The 20,412-nt window shown below is 44.7% G+C and carries 14 protein-coding genes; 13 read left to right on the top strand and 1 reads right to left on the bottom strand.

Annotation, left to right across the window (positions count from 1 at the left end; all coding sequences use genetic code 11):
* The first annotated feature begins 389 nt into the window (after positions 1-389).
* From WJR50_RS18645 to WJR50_RS18635, 3 genes are read left to right on the top strand one after another with little or no spacing between them, the layout of a single operon-like run.
* Complete coding sequence (locus tag WJR50_RS18645) at positions 390-1,145, top strand: (Fe-S)-binding protein (RefSeq protein ID WP_341294824.1); 756 nt, start codon at positions 390-392, stop codon at positions 1,143-1,145.
* Positions 1,129-2,499, top strand: coding sequence for a lactate utilization protein B (locus tag WJR50_RS18640; RefSeq protein ID WP_341294823.1), 1,371 nt, complete (start codon positions 1,129-1,131; stop codon positions 2,497-2,499). The genes WJR50_RS18645 and WJR50_RS18640 overlap by 17 nt, the downstream gene beginning before the upstream one ends.
* A complete protein-coding gene (locus tag WJR50_RS18635; protein WP_341294822.1) occupies positions 2,492-3,073 on the top strand; it encodes a LutC/YkgG family protein in 582 nt (193 codons plus the stop codon). The genes WJR50_RS18640 and WJR50_RS18635 overlap by 8 nt, the downstream gene beginning before the upstream one ends.
* A gap of 60 nt (positions 3,074-3,133) precedes the next feature.
* Here the strand turns inward: WJR50_RS18635 and WJR50_RS18630 are convergent, their stop codons facing one another.
* The gene (locus WJR50_RS18630; protein WP_341294821.1) at positions 3,134-4,612 is read right to left on the bottom strand and encodes an alpha-L-fucosidase; all 1,479 of its coding nucleotides are present in this window, start codon (positions 4,610-4,612) and stop codon (positions 3,134-3,136) included.
* A gap of 327 nt (positions 4,613-4,939) precedes the next feature.
* Here WJR50_RS18630 and hppD point away from each other — a divergent pair, with 327 nt between their 5' ends.
* The 10 genes from hppD (at position 4,940) to WJR50_RS18580 (ending at position 20,392) form a co-directional block, all read left to right on the top strand.
* Positions 4,940-6,073, top strand: coding sequence for a 4-hydroxyphenylpyruvate dioxygenase (gene hppD / locus WJR50_RS18625; protein WP_341294820.1), 1,134 nt, complete (start codon positions 4,940-4,942; stop codon positions 6,071-6,073).
* Positions 6,074-6,142: 69 nt separating this feature from the next.
* Complete coding sequence (locus tag WJR50_RS18620; protein ID WP_341294819.1) at positions 6,143-7,300, top strand: homogentisate 1,2-dioxygenase; 1,158 nt, start codon at positions 6,143-6,145, stop codon at positions 7,298-7,300.
* A gap of 93 nt (positions 7,301-7,393) precedes the next feature.
* The gene (locus tag WJR50_RS18615) at positions 7,394-8,659 is read left to right on the top strand and encodes a Glu/Leu/Phe/Val dehydrogenase dimerization domain-containing protein (protein WP_341294818.1); all 1,266 of its coding nucleotides are present in this window, start codon (positions 7,394-7,396) and stop codon (positions 8,657-8,659) included.
* Positions 8,660-8,743: 84 nt separating this feature from the next.
* On the top strand, positions 8,744-9,037 hold the full coding sequence (locus WJR50_RS18610; protein ID WP_341294817.1) for a type II toxin-antitoxin system HigB family toxin: 294 nt from the start codon (positions 8,744-8,746) through the stop codon (positions 9,035-9,037).
* A 4-nt stretch (positions 9,038-9,041) separates the two neighbouring features.
* On the top strand, positions 9,042-9,398 hold the full coding sequence (locus WJR50_RS18605; protein WP_341294816.1) for a helix-turn-helix domain-containing protein: 357 nt from the start codon (positions 9,042-9,044) through the stop codon (positions 9,396-9,398).
* A gap of 195 nt (positions 9,399-9,593) precedes the next feature.
* A complete protein-coding gene (fahA, locus tag WJR50_RS18600) occupies positions 9,594-10,838 on the top strand; it encodes a fumarylacetoacetase (protein ID WP_341294815.1) in 1,245 nt (414 codons plus the stop codon).
* Positions 10,835-11,740, top strand: a complete 906-nt coding sequence (locus WJR50_RS18595; RefSeq protein WP_341294814.1) for a flavin reductase family protein — start codon at positions 10,835-10,837, stop codon at positions 11,738-11,740. Before fahA ends, WJR50_RS18595 begins: the two co-directional genes overlap by 4 nt.
* Before the next feature lie 257 nt (positions 11,741-11,997).
* Positions 11,998-15,039 (top strand): SusC/RagA family TonB-linked outer membrane protein, encoded by a 3,042-nt coding sequence (locus tag WJR50_RS18590; protein ID WP_341294813.1) that lies wholly within the window; start codon positions 11,998-12,000, stop codon positions 15,037-15,039.
* A gap of 32 nt (positions 15,040-15,071) precedes the next feature.
* On the top strand, positions 15,072-16,646 hold the full coding sequence (locus WJR50_RS18585) for a RagB/SusD family nutrient uptake outer membrane protein (protein WP_341294812.1): 1,575 nt from the start codon (positions 15,072-15,074) through the stop codon (positions 16,644-16,646).
* 179 nt (positions 16,647-16,825) lie between these two features.
* The gene (locus tag WJR50_RS18580; RefSeq protein ID WP_341294811.1) at positions 16,826-20,392 is read left to right on the top strand and encodes a VCBS repeat-containing protein; all 3,567 of its coding nucleotides are present in this window, start codon (positions 16,826-16,828) and stop codon (positions 20,390-20,392) included.
* Positions 20,393-20,412: the final 20 nt, after the last annotated feature.

Raw genomic sequence — 20,412 nt, 5'->3', positions numbered from 1 at the left:
GTTTATGTATTTCAGCAAATGTAAAGATAAATTTATTTTTTGCAACATTGTTGCATTAATTATGAAGTGTGGTGCAAAAGCTTTAGTGAAAATTTTATCAACCTCTGGAGGCTTTTTCTAACAAATTGGAAGAAGTATGGTATATCTACTGAAAAGTAGCTGTTTAGCCATATCTGGGTAATATTGGCCTATGCAAAAGTATAATCTGCCAAAAGTAAAACTGTAAAAAGATAGTGCAGGACAGTGCTTTCATCCGTATTTTGTAGGTTGTGAAAAATTAGTTAGTGTTTATGGTATGATGCATATAGAGAAAATATTAGTGTATTATGTGATCCCTATCACTTGTGATAAGTGACTAACCTGCAACTTTTAACCTTCAACCTATTCTCATGCATATCGGCCTATTTGTTCCTTGTTATGTAGATCAGTTTTATCCTCAGGTAGCCATTGCTACCCTGGAGCTTCTGGAGAAGCTTGGTCATAAGGTAAGCGTACCCCCCGACCAGACTTGTTGCGGGCAACCCATGGCTAATTCCGGCTACGAAAGATACGCTAAGCAGACGATGGAAATGTTCGTTAAGAACTTCTCTGAGTTTGACTATGTGGTAGCGCCTTCCGGAAGTTGCGTATATCATGTCCGTAAGCACTTTGACACCATTGAGCAGACACTTGAGGTGCAAAAGATCAGAGAAAAAACGCTGGAAATCTGCGAATTTTTGGTCAACCATAATGCCCTTGACACATTGCAAAGCAGCTTCCCTTATCGGGTAGGCTTACACGAGAGTTGTCACGGACAGCGGGGCTTGCGCTTTGCTAAATCTTCCGAACTCGTAGGTGAGCCCTTTTCTATCATCCGCCAACTGTTGGAAAAGGTGGAAGGGATTGAACTCGTCAACCTGCAACGCTCTGATGAATGCTGTGGCTTTGGCGGTACTTTTGCCGTGGCCGAAGAAGCCGTATCCGTGAAAATGGGCAAAGACCGTATTCAGGACCATATCCTCAATGGCGCTCAGGTGATCACCGGCACCGATATGTCCTGCCTCATGCACATGGAAGGCATCATCAGAAGAAGAAAGCTGCCTTTACGGGTTATGCATATAAGCGAAATTTTAAATCATACAGAGCAACATGAGCCATCCGTCTGAAGCACAGAAGTTTGTAAAAAACGAAAACCGCGTTAACTGGCATGATCAGTCGCTCTGGCATGTCAGACAAAAACGAGATAAGACCGTCAACCTTTTTCCGGAATGGGAGCAACTGCGGGAAAAAGCGTCCCAGATCAAATCTCATTCCCTCTCCCGCCTTGACTATTACCTGGAAGAGTTTGAGAAAAACGCTACTGCCAATGGCATTAAAGTACATTGGGCCAGTGACGCTATTGAGCATAATAATATTGTGTATAAGCTTTTTCAGGAACATAGTGTCAAACGTATTGTCAAGAGTAAATCTATGCTGACCGAAGAGTGCCATCTCAATCCTTTTCTGGAAAAGCATGGCATAGAAGTAATTGACTCTGACCTGGGAGAAAGGATAGTGCAGTTGGCTAAGGAAACGCCCTCGCATATTGTGATGCCGGCCATCCATAAAAAGAAGATTGAAATAGATGAGCTTTTTCAGAAATATCTGCACACTCAACCCAGTAATGGGGATGCAGATTACCTGACTGCTGCTGCCCGTGAGCATCTGCGCCAAAAATTTATGAAAGCTGATGCCGCATTAACTGGGGTAAACTTTGGCATAGCTGAGACGGGAGAATTTGTAGTTTGTACCAACGAAGGCAATGCCGATATGGGCGTGCATTTGGCTCCTTTGCATATTGCCAGCATGGGCATAGAAAAAATGATTCCCCGCTACGAAGATTTGGGGGTATTTATCCGTTTACTGGCCCGCAGCGCTACCGGTCAGCACGTTACTACCTACACTTCTCAGTTTCGTAAGCCTCGCGAAGGTACGGAGTTACATATTATTTTGGTAGATAATGGCAGAACCGTACAGCTAGGCAGAGAAAAGTACAGGAGATCGTTGCACTGTATCCGATGTGGTGCCTGCATGAATACCTGTCCGGTCTACAGACGTAGTGGTGGACACTCTTATCAGTCGGTGGTACCCGGTCCGATAGGTTCTATTCTCTCTCCTGGCATTGACATGAAAAAACATGCTTCACTGCCTTTTGCCTCTTCGCTTTGCGGTTCATGTTCAGATGTGTGTCCGGTCAAGATTGATATTCATAAACAGCTGTACTCCTGGCGACAGGATATTACCAGAGAGACCAATGAGGAGCCTGCCAAGAAATTCTCCATGAAAATGGCCGGATGGCTATTTACGCATCCTAATCTTTATAAGAAAGCCGGGAAATTCGGGAGAAAAGTTTTAAATATACTGCCCCGCTGGATGGTCTACAATTCGCTCAACACCTGGGGCAAACAACGGGAACTCCCTGAGCCGCCCAAGCAGAGTTTTCAGGAATGGTATCAGCAAAACAGACAAAAAAATGGGTAAAGCAGATATTCTCAAAGCGGTAAAAAAGAACAAACCGGAAGAGCTTCCTCTTCCATCTCTGGACTTTCCGACTTCCAATGGGCAGGATTTGAAATCCCTTTATCAGGAAAGGTTGACTGCCGGAGGTGGAGAGGTAGTCTCTGCTAAGGATAAGGTAGAGGCGGAATGGATTGTCAAAGAACGCATGGGCGATTATCAGTATGTAGCCGGTGCTTTTGAAAACCTGAATACCATGGACCTCTCAGCCATCAGTGATCCGCATGAGCTGGAACTGCTGGATATGGCAGTTTTTGAAGGTTTACTAGGGGTGGCAGAAAACGGTGCTATCTGGGTCAATGAAGAGGCATTGGTTCATAGGGCAGCTCCATTCATCACCCAGCATCTTGTACTGCTCATCCGTGAAGATCAGCTGGTAGATAAGATGCATGAGGCCTATAAAAGATTGCGCAGCCAGGATTATGGACATGGTGTATTTATTGCCGGTCCTTCTAAAACGGCTGATATTGAACAATCACTCGTCATTGGCGCCCATGGCCCCAAAAGCCTGCTGGTGATTATGCTCCCCCCCGCATAAAAAAAGTCTGCCATTATTAGACAGACCTTTTTGTGCACTTATGAGAATTTAAAATGTCAGTTATGAAGTAGCTTCATTGGTACTAAGTCTAAAAGTATAAGCAGGCAATTCTCCCCAAGCTTCAGGAAGCTCTATAGTAAGGTTTCCATCCTCAAGCTGATAAGTGATATCTCGATTATTTTGTAGAGCACTTAGCGCATTGATTTTTGGCAGCGAGATGTCAGAAATAGTAATGCTATTTCCTTCTGGCTCATCAAGAATGATCATATAGATAGCATCTTCTTTTTGCGTAAACCTGACTCTTCCTCCCTCTGTAGTAGTGGCTTCCGCCTGCGTCCACGGTCGGCTACCAAAAATAGCTTCTCCGTTGGTCTCAAGCCACTCACCCAATCCTTCCAACCTAACTCTTTGCCCTTCAGGAATAGTACCATCTGCTTTAGGGCCTACATTGAGCAGCAGATTGCCATTTTTACTAACTATATCTACAAAGGAATCTACCAACTCATCTACTGAAAGAAATTCACTTACATCCTCGGTCTGGTTGTAGCCGAAGGATAAACCTATACCCCGGCAGGTTTCCCACTTCTTTTCAGCGATAGAGTCCAGTACCTGATATTCAGGAGTGGTAAAATCATGATGTAAAGCGGGTGTTGTATCGGTGGGAAGCTGAAACTTATGGCGGTTATTCACCACCCCTTCAGGGTTTTTATTATAAAAGTCAGCGATAACAGCTTTGGCATCAAAAACTTGAGGGCTGCCGATATCTGCCCAGAGGATCCAGGGGTTATAACGCTCCATCAGTTCACGCCAGTGGGCATCAATATATTCGGCATATTCTTCCTGCTGAGGAACGGCCTGAAAGAGGTCAGGAAAATTTTTGATCACATGATCATTAAAAGTCCAGTCCAAACCACTGGAATAGTAAAGTCCCATCTTCATGCCCTGCTCGGTAACGGCCTTGCTAAGTTCACCGACTAAATCACGGCTGGCATAGTAATTTTCTTTGTAGGGGTTGGGGATGTTGCTGGGCCAGAGCAAGAAGCCATCGTGGTGTTTGGTTGTAAGTACTACATATTCAGCTCCTACATTCTTAAAGAGTTGTGCCCATTCCTCAGGGTTCCACTGTTTAATTTCTTCATTAAACTGAGGCACAAAGTCATAATAGCTAAAATTCTCACCGTAAGTTTCATGATGGTGCTTTTCTGTACTACTTCCTTCTATCCGGAGAGAGTTCAGGTACCATTCAGCATAAGGATTATTGGCAAACCACTCTTCGCCAGCAGTATTTGCCAGTATTTCTTCAAGGGGCTTTGTGGTGCCTTTCGCCCAGCCAGGTACGGAGTACAAGCCCCAGTGGATAAAGATGCCAAGTTTAGCATCCTGATACCATCCCGGCAAAGGGTGTTGAGAGATAGATGCTTCAGTGGGTTGATAAGAAATGGCTGTAGATACAGAAGATTCTTCCTCCTTATTTTCTTCTTGAGTGGAGCAGGCATAGCTTAGACAGCTAACTATAACAAATAAAATTAATCTAGGCATAGCAGGGTTTAGCTTGGAATGCTTGTGTAGACTCAAAGATTTAATTAAAGCTATTATAATCAATAAAAGACAAATCTATACTATTGGGTGAAAATTTGTAAAGAAATAATCAAAATAGTATAAATATCGTTTATTGATAAAAAATAAGTCTGCTTTGAAGATAATATTAAAAATATTTAAAAATAAAATCAAAGCCAGAGCGTAGGTATTAATTGTCTGAAAATATTATTTTTTTAATAATAGTTGAACTGTTAGACCTTGGCGAATAAGGCTATGTTTTGGGCAACTATTTACTTTTTGAACTTTCAACATAAACCCAAGAAGCATATGCATACAGATTCCTCTTTATCTAAAAAAATTACTGCCGAAGAAGATATTTTACCCATACAGGGCACTTACTATGTAGAGTTTTATGTGGGGAATGCACGGCAGGCTGCTTACTATTATCACTATGTATTCGGCTTTGATATCATTGCTTACCGTGGACCGGAGACTGGGCAAAAAGGATCGGCCAGCTATCTGCTGGCTCAGAATAAATTGCGCTTTGTTCTCACTTCTTCCCTTACTCCTGATAGTCCGATTGCAGCTCATATTCATCAGCATGGGGACGGCATCAAAGATATTGCCCTCTGGGTTGAGGACGCTCGCAAATCTTTTGAGGAAACGGTGAGCCGTGGTGCTCAGGCAGTTCATGAACCTTATACACTAGAAGATGATAATGGAGAAGTCGTAATGGCTTCCATTGCTACCTACGGTGATACTATCCACACTTTTGTAGAAAATCGGAACTATCAGGGACTGTTTCTGCCGGGCTTCCGTGCCTGGAAAAACGAAAACCTGACCAATCGTTCAGTAGGTCTAAAATACGTGGACCACATGGTTGGCAATGTAGATCTGGGCGATATGAACAAATATGTGCAGTTTTATGCTGACGTGATGGGCTTCAAGCAACTGGTCTCATTTGATGACAAAGATATTTCTACCAAATACACGGCTCTGATGTCCAAAGTCATGTCTAATGGTAATGAGCGCATCAAGTTTCCGATCAACGAACCGGCACCCGGCCTGAAGAAGAGCCAGATTGATGAATACCTGGAATTTTATCGGGGAGCAGGCGTGCAGCATATCGCCATTGCTACGGACAATATCATACAAACGGTTAGCCAGTTGAGGAATAACGGATTGGAGTTTCTGCGTGTACCGGATACTTATTACGATACCCTCAAAGAAAGAGTCGGTGACATTGAAGAACCGGTAGAGGAACTCAGAAAACTAGGCGTGCTGGTAGACCGGGACGAGGAAGGCTATCTGCTCCAAATCTTTACCAAGCCTGTGCAGGACCGACCGACGGTATTTTATGAAATCATTGAACGCAAAGGCGCACGTTCCTTCGGTAAAGGCAACTTCAAAGCCCTATTTGAAGCGATAGAAAGAGAACAGGAACTTAGAGGTAATTTGTAATGAATAATGATGAATGAATGGTGAACTTGGCATTAATCATTATTCACTCATCATCAATAATTAAGAATTATGGCTTATTATATACAGAGTGGAAAGATTCCGCCCAAACGACATACGCAATTCCGAAAAGAAGATGGTTCGCTTTATTATGAAGAAGTGATCGGTGCGGAAGGCTTTAGTGGTATTTCTTCTGTTGCCTATCATCTACATCCCCCAACTTCCATTGAAAAAGTAGGCGAAAACAGAGAGTATGCCGTGCAATATGCCGAAAGCAAAAATATGCAGCACCGCCACCTGAAAGGAGCTAATCTTTCTTCAGGAGGCGACTGGCTCAGTGGACGTAAGTACATCATGGGCAATGAGGATGTGAAACTGGCCATCTGCCAGCCTACGGAAAATATGAACTACTTCCTCCGCAATGCCACCGCTGACGAACTGGTGTATGTGCACGATGGGGAAGGTGAATTGTGGAGCCCTCTGGGAAAGGTGAAGTTTGTGGCTGGCGACTATGTGCATATTCCCCGCACCATCACCCACCAGTGGAAAATCAATCTGGACAAGCCCAGCCGTTTTCTGGTGATTGAAAGTAATTCGGAAGTACGTTTCCCCAAAAAGTACCGCAACCAGTTTGGTCAGTTGTTGGAACATAGCCCTTACTGCGAACGGGATATCAAAGCACCACAGGCGATAGAACCAGTAGACGAAAAAGGAGCGTTTGAAGTCAAAATTCTCAAGCATGGCCAGTTGCACAGCTTTCTCTACTCCTACCACCCCTTTGACGTAGTGGGCTGGGATGGATACATGTATCCCTATGCCATCTCTATCCATGACTTTGAGCCGATTACCGGGCGCATCCATCAGCCGCCTCCGGTACACCAGATGTTTGAGGCGCGTAACTTTGTGATCTGCTCCTTCGTGCCCCGCCTGTTTGACTACCATCCTCAGTCTATTCCTGCGCCTTATAGCCATTCCAACATAGATTCTGATGAAGTGCTATTTTACGCAGAGGGCGATTTTATGAGTCGTAAAGGAGTGGAACGGGCTTCTTTTACCCTGCACCCCGGTGGTATGCCGCATGGCCCGCATCCGGGAACGGCAGAAGCCTCCATTGGCAAGAAAGGCACCGAAGAACTGGCGGTGATGGTGGATACTTTTCGGCCGCTAAAACTCACGCAACAGGCACTGGAAATAGAAGATCAACAATACATTTATTCGTGGAAAGTGTAATTTGTCCATAGTCATTTGTCAATGGTATTTGTGAAAATGAATTACGAGTAACTAAAAGCCAAGGACAAATGACCCCGGACTAATGACTACAATATGAAGAAGCTATTAAAGGAATTTGAAGAGAAGAAACCTGAAATTGTATTTGAATGGAATGACCCGGAAACGGAAGCCGAAGGCTGGGTAGTGATCAACTCGCTGAGGGGAGGTGCTGCCGGTGGAGGTACACGTATGCGCAAAGGCCTGAACCGTCATGAAGTGGAGTCGCTGGCCAAAACCATGGAAATCAAATTTACCATCTCCGGACCGGCCATTGGTGGGGCTAAGTCAGGTATCAACTTTGATCCGGATGATCCCCGTAAGGAAGGTGTACTGCGTCGCTGGTACCGTTCTGTTACACCTCTGCTGAAGAATTATTATGGCACTGGAGGAGATTTGAATGTGAACGAAGTGGAAGAAGTGATTCCCATCACTGAAAGCTATGGACTCTGGCATCCGCAGGAAGGTATCGTCACCGGTCATTATCTGTCTTCCGATCCACAAAAGATAAAGCAGCTAGGGCAACTCCGTCAAGGAGTTTCCAAAAAACTGGAAGACACTCATTTTACGCCTTCTTTAGGCCATAAATATACTGTGGCTGACATGGCGACCGGCTATGGCGTAGCCCAATCCGTCATCCATTACTATGATTTGTGGGAAGGAAAAACAACCGGCAAACGGGCTATCATTCAGGGCTGGGGAAATGTTGGCGGTGCAGCGGCTTATTACCTGGCTAAACACGGCATACAGATCGTAGGCATTATTGATCGCAATGGTGGACTGATCAAGACGGAAGGCTTTCGCTTTGAAGAGATACGGGACTTGCTCCTGAACAGAGTGCAGAACACTTTGACGGCAGAAGGAATGTTATTGTTTGAAGAGGTCAATGAAAAAATATGGCAGGTAGGCGCCGAAGTGTTTATTCCTGCCGCATCCTCACGGCTGGTAACACAGGAACAACTCAGCAGCATGATAGCACATGGGCTGGAAGTGATTGCTCCGGGAGCCAATGTGCCTTTCAGGGATCAGGAAATCTTCTTTGGCCCCATTGCAGAATACGCCGACCAGCACATTGCCCTTATCCCTGATTTCATTGCCAATTGTGGCATGGCGCGGGTATTCGCCTACCTGATGGAAAGCGAAATTGAAATCACCGACGAAGCCATCTTTCATGATGTGTCGCAAACCATCCGGAAAGCGCTGGAAAGAATCCACCGGCAGAACCCTCAATCTGTCAATATTGCCAAAACCGCTTTTGAAATCGCCCTGAAAGAGCTGCTGCAGAAAAACCAGCAAGCAGAGAAAGAAATTTTGGTGAAGTGATGCGCTACGAGAGATACAAAAATTTGCATAATTACCATTTTGGTAACTTTTTATTATCTTTGATCGTAGATTATAACAAAATGTATGAGAGTAATTGCCAAAAAGATACTTCGGGACTTTTGGAAAAAACGCGCTGACTCAGAGGAGCAGTTAAAAACCTGGTTCAAGGAAGCCTCCAAAGCAGATTGGAAAAGTCCTATGGATATCAAAGCTGCATATGCAAATGTAAGTATTTTGAAGAGCGGGCGTGCTGTATTTAATATTTGTAGCAATAAGTACAGAATAATTGTGGACATCAATTATGTCAGACAATGGATATTTATTCGGTTCGTTGGAACTCACAATGAGTACGACAAAGTAGACGCTGATAAAATTTAAACTCATGGAAATTAAGGTTATAAAAACTGAGGAAGATTACAATCAGGCAATTAAAAGGCTTGAAAAGATATTTCATGCTCCAACTGACTCAAGAGAGGGAGATGAAGCTGAAATTTTATCCATACTGATCGAGAAGTACGAAGATGAACATTATCCGATTGACGCTCCGGATCCGATTGAGGCAATTAAGTTTAGAATGGAACAAATGGGAATGAATAATAAAGATTTAGCTGATATTATTGGGTATAAGAGTAGGGTATCGGAGATTTTTAGTCGAAAAAGAAAACTCACACTCAAGATGATAAGAAATCTTCATGAGAAATTGAAGATACCTTACGAATCATTGATTGCTGACTATTAAAGCAAAATTTGCTGATAAAGCTTCAATGCTGATTGAGGTGAAGAGTGAAAGTCCTCTGCTTTTTGTCCGTCTTAACCATCAGTTCTATAAAACCAATCATTGAAAAGAAAGACTAACTTCCGATTTACTGAGGAAGTATTTGCTGAAATGTTAAAAGCTGCCGGATAAACTTTTTTTTTGATAAAAATTATTTTTATGCCTCAATCCCCCTGGCTCAACATATCGGAAAATAGTGACTTTAGTATTCACAATTTGCCCTATGGCGTGTTTTCTACAGCATCCCGCAGGCCCAGAGTAGGTGTAGCCATTGGAGAACATATCATTGACATGGCAGCAGTGGCGGGCAGAGGTAAATTTCATGACCTTAAAATTCCTCTGGAAGTGTTTGAAGAATCCAGTCTCAATGCCTTTATACGATTGGGAAAAGCTAGCTGGAAAGCGGTTCGTCAGCGATTGGTGCAGTGGATTAGCCAGGAAAATTCTCCCTTAGAACAGCTTAAAAACGAATGTCTAATACGCCAGTCGGAAGCACGGATGTATCTGCCCGTACAGATTGGTGATTATACTGATTTCTACGCCAGTGAAGAGCATGCCACCAATGTGGGGACGATGTTCAGGGGTAAAGATAATGCGCTCATGCCCAACTGGAAGCACATGCCCATCGCCTATCATGGCCGGGCTTCATCCATTGTAGTCTCCGGCACAGATATCCATCGGCCTAAAGGCCAGATCATGCCTGCCAGTGCGGAAACACCGGTGTTTGCAGAAACTCAAAAGCTGGATTTTGAACTGGAGATGGCAGCAGTGATGGGTAAAGATTCTCAGTTAGGTCATCCTGTTTCCACCGAAGAAGCGGAAGACTATATCTTTGGCTTCGTGCTGTTTAACGACTGGTCGGCCCGCGATATTCAGAGGTGGGAATATGTACCGCTAGGACCGTTTTTGGGTAAAAATTTTGCCTCTTCTATCTCCCCCTGGATTGTACCGCTGGAAGCTTTACAAGCCTTTCAGACAGATGGCCCTGAACAAATCCCAGCTCCTCTGCCTTATCTGCAAAAAGCCAATCCACGCAATTTTGATGTCCAACTGGAAGTGAGCCTACAGCCTGAAGAGGGAGAAAGCCAGACCATCAGCCAGACCAATTTCAGCCATATGTACTGGAGCATTCATCAGCAAATTGCCCATCATACCATCAATGGATGTAACCTGAGGGTAGGCGACCTGCTGGCTTCGGGCACGATCAGCGGTAAAACGCCCGGCAGCCAGGGAAGCATGCTGGAACTGAGCTGGAATGGTGAGCATCCCCTTCGTCTGAACAGTGGACTCAGCAGATCGTTTGTAGAAGACGGTGATACCATTCGCATGAGAGGATTTGCCAAAAAAGAAAACATGCGTATTGGATTCGGCGAAGTAACCACCAAAACATTGCCTGCTTTATGAAGTCCATTTACCCTGCCGATGTCAGTGCTCGTGATTTTTACAGTTATATGGTCGGTGCGGTAGTACCCCGCCCCATTGCTTTTGTCAGTTCCATAAGTGCGGATGGGAAAGTGAATTTGAGTCCTTTTAGCTTTTTTAACGCGGTAAGCGCCAAACCTCCCATCCTCATCTTTGCTCCGGTGAACAGCATGAGAGATAACAGCACCAAAAATACCCTGGATAATGTACTGGAACAAGATGAGGTGGTGATTAATATTGTCAATTATGCTATTTTAGAGCAGATGTCTCTGGCCAGTACGGCTTATCCCAAAGACGTGAATGAGTTTGCCAAATCCGGCCTGACAGAGGTGCCTTCTCAACTGGTGAAGCCACCCCGCGTCGCAGAGGCTCCAGTGGCCTTTGAGTGCAAAGTAAAGCAGGTCATTGCTTTGGGTGAAGAAGGAGGAGCCGGTAATCTGGTCATTTGCGAAGTGCTGCTGGTACACATCAGTGAAGAAATTCTGGACGAGAAAGGGAATATTCATCCGCAAAAGCTGGATGCTGTTGGGCGTATGGGCGGAAACTTCTACTGCCGCGCCAGCGGTGATGCTGTTTTTGAAGTGATACGTCCAGTCAAAGCGCATGGAATAGGCGTAGATCAGTTGCCGGAAGCTATTCGAAAGAGCAGCATTCTGACAGGTAGCAATCTGGCTAAACTGGCTAGTGTTTCAGCTATTCCTGATCGTGAGCATAGCCAGCAGTACATCTCTGATCCGGCTACACAACAAATCTTAAAGCAGCATGAAAGTAATCCTGAAAAGTTGACTGAAGCGATGCACAGGCTGGCTCAGCAATTTCTGGACAAAGGAGAAATTGAGAAAGCCTGGGGCGCTTTAATCCTTGCCCTAGTACATACCAAATGATTTTTAAAAGGGTGTAAAGTGTAAGAAACATTGAATTAGTTCAGTAATTCACCCTCCTTTTCATCCAGATGTCATCTCTAATATTAAAAGTTCAAAAAATAAATGTTGTAAAACAGTAAAAATTACTAAATTCTTAAGGATTAGTCAAAATAGTATTGATTTATGTAAAATGAAGGGTAGCTAGATGGTGAGCAGAAAGAGTACATTTAATATTATAGTACCAGCATCAGTTTTTTTAACAACAACTCTCGCTATATATGAGCTACTACTACAACAACTTTTCAAAATTACTACTGGGCATACTGATACTGTTATTTATTAGTTCAAAAGCTCAGGCCCAGGAGCGGACAGTCAACGGTACGGTGAGTTCTGAAGAGGAAGGAGCCCTTCCCGGAGTAAATGTACTGGTAAAAGGTACGACTGTAGGAACTGTCACGGACATCAATGGAAACTACAGTATTTCTGTTCCTGAGGGAGAAAGCATCCTGGTCTTTTCTTCTATTGGCTATACTACTGAAGAAATCAATATCTCTGGCCGTAGCACGATAGATGTCTCATTAGTACCGGATATCCAATCACTTAGCGAAGTGGTGGTGGTAGGATATGGTACACAAAAGAGGGCTGATGTGACGGGTGCCGTGTCTTCTATTAAAGCGGAGGATATCAACAATATCGTAACCGGAAATCCTACTCAGGCACTACAAGGGCGTACTTCAGGTGTGAGGGTAGAAGTGAACGGCGGATCCCCCGGGGCAGGTGCCAATGTAATCATCCGCGGAACGGGTACGCTATCCAGTGTGGACCCACTGTATGTGATTGACGGAGTGTTTTCTGAAAGTATGGACTTTCTCAACCCGGCAGATATTGAGTCTATAGAAGTATTGAAGGATGCTTCGGCAGCGGCTATTTATGGTGCGCGTGCCGGCCAGGGTGTGGTGATCATTACCACCAAAAGAGGTTCCCAAAACCAGGAAGTACAGATAGAACTTAATGCCAGCTACGGTTGGCAAAACGTATACCGGCAGATGGATTATACCAATGCTCGTCAATATGCGGACTTCAGAAACCTGGCCAATGACAATGACGGCGTTCCCCGGGCCCCTGCTAATGATGCAGAGTTTGATCCCAGCATTGACTCTGATGTACAAGACTTGTCATTAAGTACTGCTCCTGTACAAAACTATGGAATCAGAATATCTGGTGGGGGCGAAAATACTACTTACAGCGTCTCGGCCAACCGACTAGACCAGGAAGGCATCGTGGTAGCCTCTCGTTTTCAACGTAATTCTCTCAGCGTCAATACGGGTGTAGAGAAAGGAAGATTTAAACTTACCGAGTCTCTTTTCTTGTCCAATACTATCAATAACCCTAATACCGACTTCGGCAGCGAATATGGACATATTCCTACCGCTCCTATTTTTGACGAAACCCGTGACGGAGGTTATGCAGCAGGAAATACGGTTTTCCACGGTATTTCCCGTTCAACCAATTACTATGGCATTGCCCGCCTCAAGGATGCAGTCAATACACGAGATAATGTTTTGGGAAGTCTGAATGCTGAGTATGAATTTCTGGAAGGACTTACTTATAACCTGCGACTTTCAGTAGATTATGAAAACGGTCACAATTACCTTTTTACTCCTACCTATAATATCAGTAATTCTGATGTAGGTCAAAATCCTGTAGCTGACCTGGATGACTTGCGCTACCGGGATATATCTACCATCATAGAGAATATTCTGACATATGAAAAAATCATCGGAGGGCATAGTATCAACTTACTAGCTGCCTATTCTCAGCAGAAAGACAACTATGAATCATTATCGGTTACCGGACAGGGATTTCCCAATAATAACCTGAGAGTGATATCTGCCGCCAATGATATAGCCGGTAGAAGTGGGGTAAGCTTACCTCGCAGGATACAATCTGTTTTTGGTAGAGTTAATTACTCTTACAAAAGCAAATATCTGTTTTCCGCTACCGTTCGTAGGGATGGTTCTTCTAACTTTGGCCCTGAAAATCGCTATGGTGTATTCCCGTCCGTATCATTAGGGTGGAACCTGGCTCAGGAAGAATTCTTTGATGTAAGCTGGATAGATAACCTGAAGCTCAGAGGTAGTTATGGCGTACTAGGATCAGACAACCTTGAGCCTTTCCAGTTTACGCCCGTGCTTAACATCAACAGTTCCTATACTTTTGGACTCAGCCAGACCAGGGTGTCCGGTGTATCACAAACAGCTTTTGCCAATCCTGACGTGCGCTGGGAAAAAACCACTACGACCAATATTGGTACGGACATAGGCCTTCTGGAAGGTAAACTTAGCCTGACGATGGACTACTTCCAGAAACGTTCAGAAGATATTCTGGTAGCGCTGGACATCAACCCGACTTCGGGTACCAACCAGTCGGTAATTCGTAATGCAGCTACTATTGATAACCGGGGCTTTGAATTCCTGGCCTCTTATCGTGAGTCTTTTGGTGATTTCAAGTACAATATCAGTGGTAACTTTACCATTCTGGAAAACGAAGTAGTTGACCTGGGCGAAGGCGTAAATCCAATCCGGGCAGGAGGCTTCACCGACGAATCTTTTGCCGCCACCCGTACTGAGGCCGGGCGGCCAGTAGCCAGTTTCTATGGATTCCTGGTGGATGGCCTTTATCAGACGCAGGAAGAAATTGATGCTGAAGGACTGGAGGGGCGAGATATATCTCCCGGCGATCTCAAATTTGTAGATCGGGATGGTGACGGAGAACTGACTATCAACGACCAGACGTTTATCGGCAGCCCAATCCCTGATTTTGAGTACGGTCTTAACATGAGCGGCTCGTACAAAGGCTTTGATCTTGCTCTCTTTTTCCAGGGCATAGCAGGCAACCAGATCTGGAACGGCCGTAGGTTTGAGGGTGTCTTCGCTCAGAACGGTAACAAACTGGCGATTGTCAACAATGCCTGGACGCCTCAGAATACCAACACTGATGTCCCACGTCCAACCGCAGTTGACCCCGGTGTAAACCGACGTGAGTCAGAGTTTTACGTAGAAGATGGTGCCTACTTCCGCCTGCGAAACATGTCTTTCGGATATACTTTACCTACTAGCCTGATAGAGACCATCGGTCTGAGCAAAACGCGCCTCTATCTGAACGTAGAGAATGCATTTGTAATTGATAATTATTCAGGCTTCTTCCCTGAGATCGGGCGTAACATAAGCCGGGGAAATGATCTCTTCAACCGAGGGGTGGATGAAAATACTTATCCTGTACCTCGCACCCTGATATTGGGCATACAGGTCAATTTTTAAGGAAAATGTCGATTACGAAAAAACAAAGTCTGATGAAAAGATATAACCTAATACTTCCTAAAATATTCTTTACTATTCTGGTACTGTTCCTCACCGTCACCAGTTGTGATGACTCTTTTCTGGAGCCAGTCAATGAGAATGAGCTTTCACCGGATACCTTTTGGCAGTCAGCCGATGATGCCCGTAAGGCAATTATCGGTGCTTATAGTCCTTTATCTACTGTATTTGGGTGGGGGCGTATGATGATACTGCATACTGTTTACCGCTCAGATGTGGTAGATCCTTTTGCCTTCCAGGGCACAACTACCGACGCGAGTAATTTTTCCATCAACCCTAATTTCGGACGATTGATTGAGATATGGGGTGAGTTTTGGAAGACCATTTTCAGAACCAACCTGATCTTTGAAAATCTGGACAATATAGAAGACCCTTCCTTTAGCGAGGAAGAGAAGAGTACTATCCGGGGTGAAGCTCACTTCCTGAGAGCGTTTCAGTATTTCTATCTCATCACCATGTTCAGAAATGTGCCTTTGCTCACCGAGCCACCGGCTGGTCTGGAAGAAATCACTGCTGCTCCGGCTGATCCTGCTCAGGTCTGGGAGCAGATTATTTCCGATTTGCAGCAAGCACAACAACTCCTGCCCCCTAGCTGGGAGGCTGATAATGTGGGGCGTGCCACTTCATGGGCTGCTACTGCCCTGCTGGGTAAAACCTATCTCTATCGTGCCGGTATAGAAGGTTCATCAGGAGATTATGCACTGGCAGCAGCTGAACTCAAAAAAGTAATAGACTCCGGCCTTTTTGATCTGGTTGAAAATTATGCAGACAACTTCAACGCTGCCGGTGAGAATAATGTAGAGTCTATTTTTGAAATCCAGTTTGATAATAACGGACTGGCCTGGGGCGCTGATAATCCTGAGACGCTAAGGGCTGCGGCCTGGGAGCCAGATATGGCACCTCCGCCATTTACCAGCCAGAATGGCTTTGAAATTAACGATTGGGCTTTTGAGCGTTTTCTGGATACTCCGGACAATGATGGTAATATTGACATAAGGACTTATTCTACATTCATCTGGAATTATCCAGGTGCCCGAATCTATCAGGATGCATTTGCCGAGGCCTATGCTACTAACCTGGATTTTGTGGGTGGACGTAAGTATCTGGATTTTGAGACGCCTGACAAACCACAATCAGATTTTGGCTTTGCAGGTTTTCCCTCTGTCATCAACTGGAGGATAATTCGCTTTGCCGATGTCTTACTCATGTATGCTGAGGCAGAAAACGAGGCCAATGGCTCCTCTGCCGCAGTGCTTGATGCGCTGAACCGGGTGCGTGAGCGTGCTAATATGCCTACGTTTACGTTACAGGATCAGGCGACAATGCGGCAGATCATCCGGGATGAAAGAGTGCTGGAACTTTCTCTGGAAGGTAGTCGCTATTATGATCTGCTGCGGTGGGGACTAATTCCTGAAAGGTTTGTTGATAATCCGGAATTTCGCGAAAATACCGGAGGTGTCTTTTACCAGCCGGGACGAGAATATTTGCCGATACCTCAGAGTGAGATTGCTACCAACCCTCTCTATCCTCAGAATCCCGGTTACATATAGTAACTGCAAGTGAGTCGGCAGGTGCTTGGTCTGCTGACTTCATTTTTTTCCAGCATGACTTTTCGCTGAAAATGCTGTAGGTTTATACCCCTGCCCTGTTTCGGCATAAGTCAATACTATGCTTTGTGCCATATGGCTGTTCCAGCAGGTATTGTGAGCAATTAAAGATGTGTATATTGATGAGAACCTGCCCATACATTTCACTTTCATTCCTCTGTCTGGTATGCTTACTCAGCGGCTGTAAGCAGGGCTCGCATAGTGATAATTCCTCTCAGCCCGGATTCACCATACTTACTCCTGAAGAGACAAACATTACTTTTAATAATCAGATAGAAGATTCAGACACTTTCAACCTGATGACTTACTACTACCTGTATAATGGTGGTGGAGTAGCTGCCGGTGACCTTAACAGGGATGGTCTGGATGACCTGGTTTTTGCAGGAAACCTGGTCCCTTCAAGGCTATATCTCAATCAGGGGAATATGCAGTTTGAGGATATTACAGTATCCTCAGGGTTTGAAGTAAGCGAATGGGTGATGGGAGTAAGCATGGTAGATATCAATGCTGATGGCTGGCTGGATATTTATCTTTCTGTAGGCGGACCTGATTGCCCGCAGGCTTGCCGTAACCTGCTCTATATCAATCAGGGATTTTGTGAAGATGGACAGCTTTGCTTTGAAGAAACTGCTGAGGCTTATGGTCTGGCAGGCCCTTCTTACAGTGTACAGGCTACTTTTCTGGATTACGATCTGGATGGTGACCTGGACATGTTTCTGCTGACCAATATTGTTAATGAGGTCAATAAGTCTATCATCATTGACAAAAGCATTAAAGTTAACAAGGGTAAAAATATTGATAAGCTTTACCAAAACCACTTTGATCCAGAGAAAGGGCATCCGGTTTTTACAGATGTGTCGGAGCAAACAGGCATCATTCATGAGGGATATGGCCTTGGAGTGGCAGTAGATGACATCAACCGGGATGGATGGCCGGATATCTATGTCGCCAATGACTTTATGGATAATGATTATCTATACATCAACCAGCAGGATGGCCCGGATGGATATCCCTCCTTTGAAGAAGAGGCTGATCAATATTTACGCCATCAGAGTTACAACAGCATGGGGGTAGATATTGCAGACATCAACAATGACCTACTGCCAGATATTGCTACCCTGGATATGCTGCCGCCCGACAATTATCGTCAGAAGATGATGCTGACATCAATCAATGAAGATAATGAAACGAAGCGTCTGCAAAGCGGATATTCAAGACAATATATCAGGAATACGCTGCAACTCCACCAAGGAAAGAATGGCTTTAGTGAGATTGGACAACTGGCCGGTATCGACGCTACTGACTGGAGCTGGGCAGTGTTGATGGCAGATTTTAACCAGGATGGTCAGAAAGATATGTTTGTGACCAATGGGATTGTCAAAGATATGACTGACCTGGATTTTGTGACTTATCGCAGTGGACAAAGCTTTTTTGGCAGTAATGAACGTAAAGAAGAAAAGATTCGCCAACTGGCCAAGCAGATGAAAGGAGCCAAAACCTCAAACTATATTTTTCTTAACAATAAAGACCTGACTTTTAGTGATTTTACAGAAGCATGGGGGATCAAAACACCTTCTTTTTCCAATGGTGCGGCCTATAGTGACCTGGACAATGATGGCGACCTTGATCTGGTAGTCAACAATATAAATGATCCGGCATTTGTATTGAGGAATAATACATCGGAGCAAACCAAAGCGCCTTATCTTAAGCTTAAACTTGAGGGCAAGGCTGATAATCCTCAGGCGATTGGCAGTCGCGTTTATCTTTATCAGGGTAATTCAAGCCAATATGTTTATCACTCTCCTCAGAAAGGCTATCTCTCTTCCGTTACACCTACTCTTCATTTTGGCCTCGCGGATAGCAGTAGAATAGATTCATTGCTAATCGTATGGCCTGATCAGAAAGAGCAGATACTAAAGAACATTACCCCTTCGCAAACCCTGCATATTGCTTACCGCCCCAACCATAATGCAGCATTCTTGACACAGGGATTATCCTCTCCAATGCGCGATGTAAGTGACTCCTATAATTTATCCTTTCAACATCAGGAGAATCTGTATAATGATTTTAAAAGTTCTCCTCTGCTACTTCGCAAGTACTCCTCTCTGGGGCCGGGGATAGCGGTAGGGGATGTGAATGCTGATGGACGTGAAGACTTTTTTATGGGAGGAGCATTGGGACAAGCCGCTTCATTTTTTGTTCAACAGGCAGATCAGACTTTTATTCAACAGCCATTTCCCTTTGACTCGCTCTATGAAGACACTGGCTGCCTGCTGTTTGATATGGACGGGGATGGTGACCTGGATTTGTATGTAGTAAGTGGTGGGGTAGAATGGGGTGCTCAAAAGGAGATGTATCAGGACAGAATATATCAGAATGACGGTAAAGGGAATTTCAAAAGATTAGAAAATGCTTTGCCTGAGATACGCAGCAGTGGTTCCTGTGTCGTCGCTGCTGACTATGATCAGGATGGTGATCTGGACCTGTTTGTTGGAGGGCGGGTAGATCCTGCTCGCTATCCGAATGCCCCGCAGAGTTATCTGCTTAGCAATGAAGGCGGCAGGTTTAAGGACGTTACAGAGGAATTGCTACAGGCTTCAGGAGAGCTGGGAATGGTCAGTGCAGCGCTCTGGACGGACCACAATCAGGATGGAAAAGCGGATTTGCTGATCGCTTCAGAATGGCAGCCGCTTCAGCTTTACCTTAATAATGGGGGAAATTTTAGCAAGGTAGCAGAAGAAGAATTTTCAGAATCCTCCGGCTGGTGGAATAGCCTCTATGGAAGTGATCTGGATCAGGATGGTGATATTGACTATGTGTTAGGGAATCATGGACTTAACAGCCGATACAAAGCCAGCGAGATAGCGCCAATGAAGCTGTATGCCAAAGATTTTGACCGGAATAATGAAATAGATCCTATAGTCACTTATACTGAACATGGCACTGAATACCCCTATCCACCACGGGATGCCTTGTTCAGTCAGATTGTAGCCATGCGCAAACGCTTTGGAAGTTATGATGCGTATGCCAAAGCTCCCTTCAGCCAGGTGTTTACCCCTCAGGAGCTGGATGGCGCAGGGGTATGGGAAGTGGATGAGTTACGGAATGTACTGCTTATTAATCAGGGAAAGGGGAATATGAAACACCAGGCACTTCCAAACGTTCTGCAACTATCACCTATTACAGGTATCCAACAGCTATCCTCAGGGCAGGGTGTCAGGCTGATGGTGACAGGGAATTTCTTCGGAGCGGAAACAGCGCTGGGCCCTTATGATGCTTTTAATGGAGCAGTAATTGAGCTTGAAGAAAAAGAGGGAGAACTCAGGGTGCAAACCGAAAACCTGAGCATAGCAGGCGATAATCGAGCATTGGTGGCTGTCAGGATAGGCAATCAACAGGAAGGTTATATTGTGGGCAGAAATCAGGCAGGGTTAATGTTATGTGAAACTACCAAGGAGGAAAAAGGTGCCTTACTTCCATTACAGGCAGATGATTTTTATGCAGAGGTCAGATTACGTAATGGAAAAAGATATCATCAGGAATTTTATTATGGCGCGGGCTATCTCTCACAGTCTTCGCGTAACTTTTGGGTGCCAGAGCAGGCAGAAGAAATAATCATTTACGATTTTCAGGGTAACAGCCGGAAACTCAAAACCGAGGTATTCTTTCTTTCCAAGGATTCAAACTGATTATTTGAAAAAAGAAAAGA

Origin of the sequence: Catalinimonas locisalis (assembly GCF_038039535.1) — a bacterium.
Taxonomy (GTDB): domain Bacteria; phylum Bacteroidota; class Bacteroidia; order Cytophagales; family Cyclobacteriaceae; genus Catalinimonas.
This window is presented reverse-complemented; position numbering and strand designations above follow the sequence as displayed.

What these genes read in the sequence shown, in the direction of transcription:
- WJR50_RS18595 (WP_341294814.1), top strand. Translation starts at nt 10,835, where the DNA reads ATGAAGTCCATTTACCCTGCCGATGTCAGTGCTCGTGATTTTTACAGT.
- WJR50_RS18620 (WP_341294819.1), top strand. Translation starts at nt 6,143, where the DNA reads ATGGCTTATTATATACAGAGTGGAAAGATTCCGCCCAAACGACATACG.
- WJR50_RS18630 (WP_341294821.1), bottom strand. Translation starts at nt 4,612, where the DNA reads ATGCCTAGATTAATTTTATTTGTTATAGTTAGCTGTCTAAGCTATGCC.
- WJR50_RS18580 (WP_341294811.1), top strand. Translation starts at nt 16,826, where the DNA reads ATGAGAACCTGCCCATACATTTCACTTTCATTCCTCTGTCTGGTATGC.
- WJR50_RS18645 (WP_341294824.1), top strand. Translation starts at nt 390, where the DNA reads ATGCATATCGGCCTATTTGTTCCTTGTTATGTAGATCAGTTTTATCCT.
- WJR50_RS18610 (WP_341294817.1), top strand. Translation starts at nt 8,744, where the DNA reads ATGAGAGTAATTGCCAAAAAGATACTTCGGGACTTTTGGAAAAAACGC.
- hppD (WP_341294820.1), top strand. Translation starts at nt 4,940, where the DNA reads ATGCATACAGATTCCTCTTTATCTAAAAAAATTACTGCCGAAGAAGAT.
- fahA (WP_341294815.1), top strand. Translation starts at nt 9,594, where the DNA reads ATGCCTCAATCCCCCTGGCTCAACATATCGGAAAATAGTGACTTTAGT.
- WJR50_RS18585 (WP_341294812.1), top strand. Translation starts at nt 15,072, where the DNA reads ATGAAAAGATATAACCTAATACTTCCTAAAATATTCTTTACTATTCTG.
- WJR50_RS18615 (WP_341294818.1), top strand. Translation starts at nt 7,394, where the DNA reads ATGAAGAAGCTATTAAAGGAATTTGAAGAGAAGAAACCTGAAATTGTA.
- WJR50_RS18590 (WP_341294813.1), top strand. Translation starts at nt 11,998, where the DNA reads ATGAGCTACTACTACAACAACTTTTCAAAATTACTACTGGGCATACTG.
- WJR50_RS18635 (WP_341294822.1), top strand. Translation starts at nt 2,492, where the DNA reads ATGGGTAAAGCAGATATTCTCAAAGCGGTAAAAAAGAACAAACCGGAA.
- WJR50_RS18605 (WP_341294816.1), top strand. Translation starts at nt 9,042, where the DNA reads ATGGAAATTAAGGTTATAAAAACTGAGGAAGATTACAATCAGGCAATT.
- WJR50_RS18640 (WP_341294823.1), top strand. Translation starts at nt 1,129, where the DNA reads ATGAGCCATCCGTCTGAAGCACAGAAGTTTGTAAAAAACGAAAACCGC.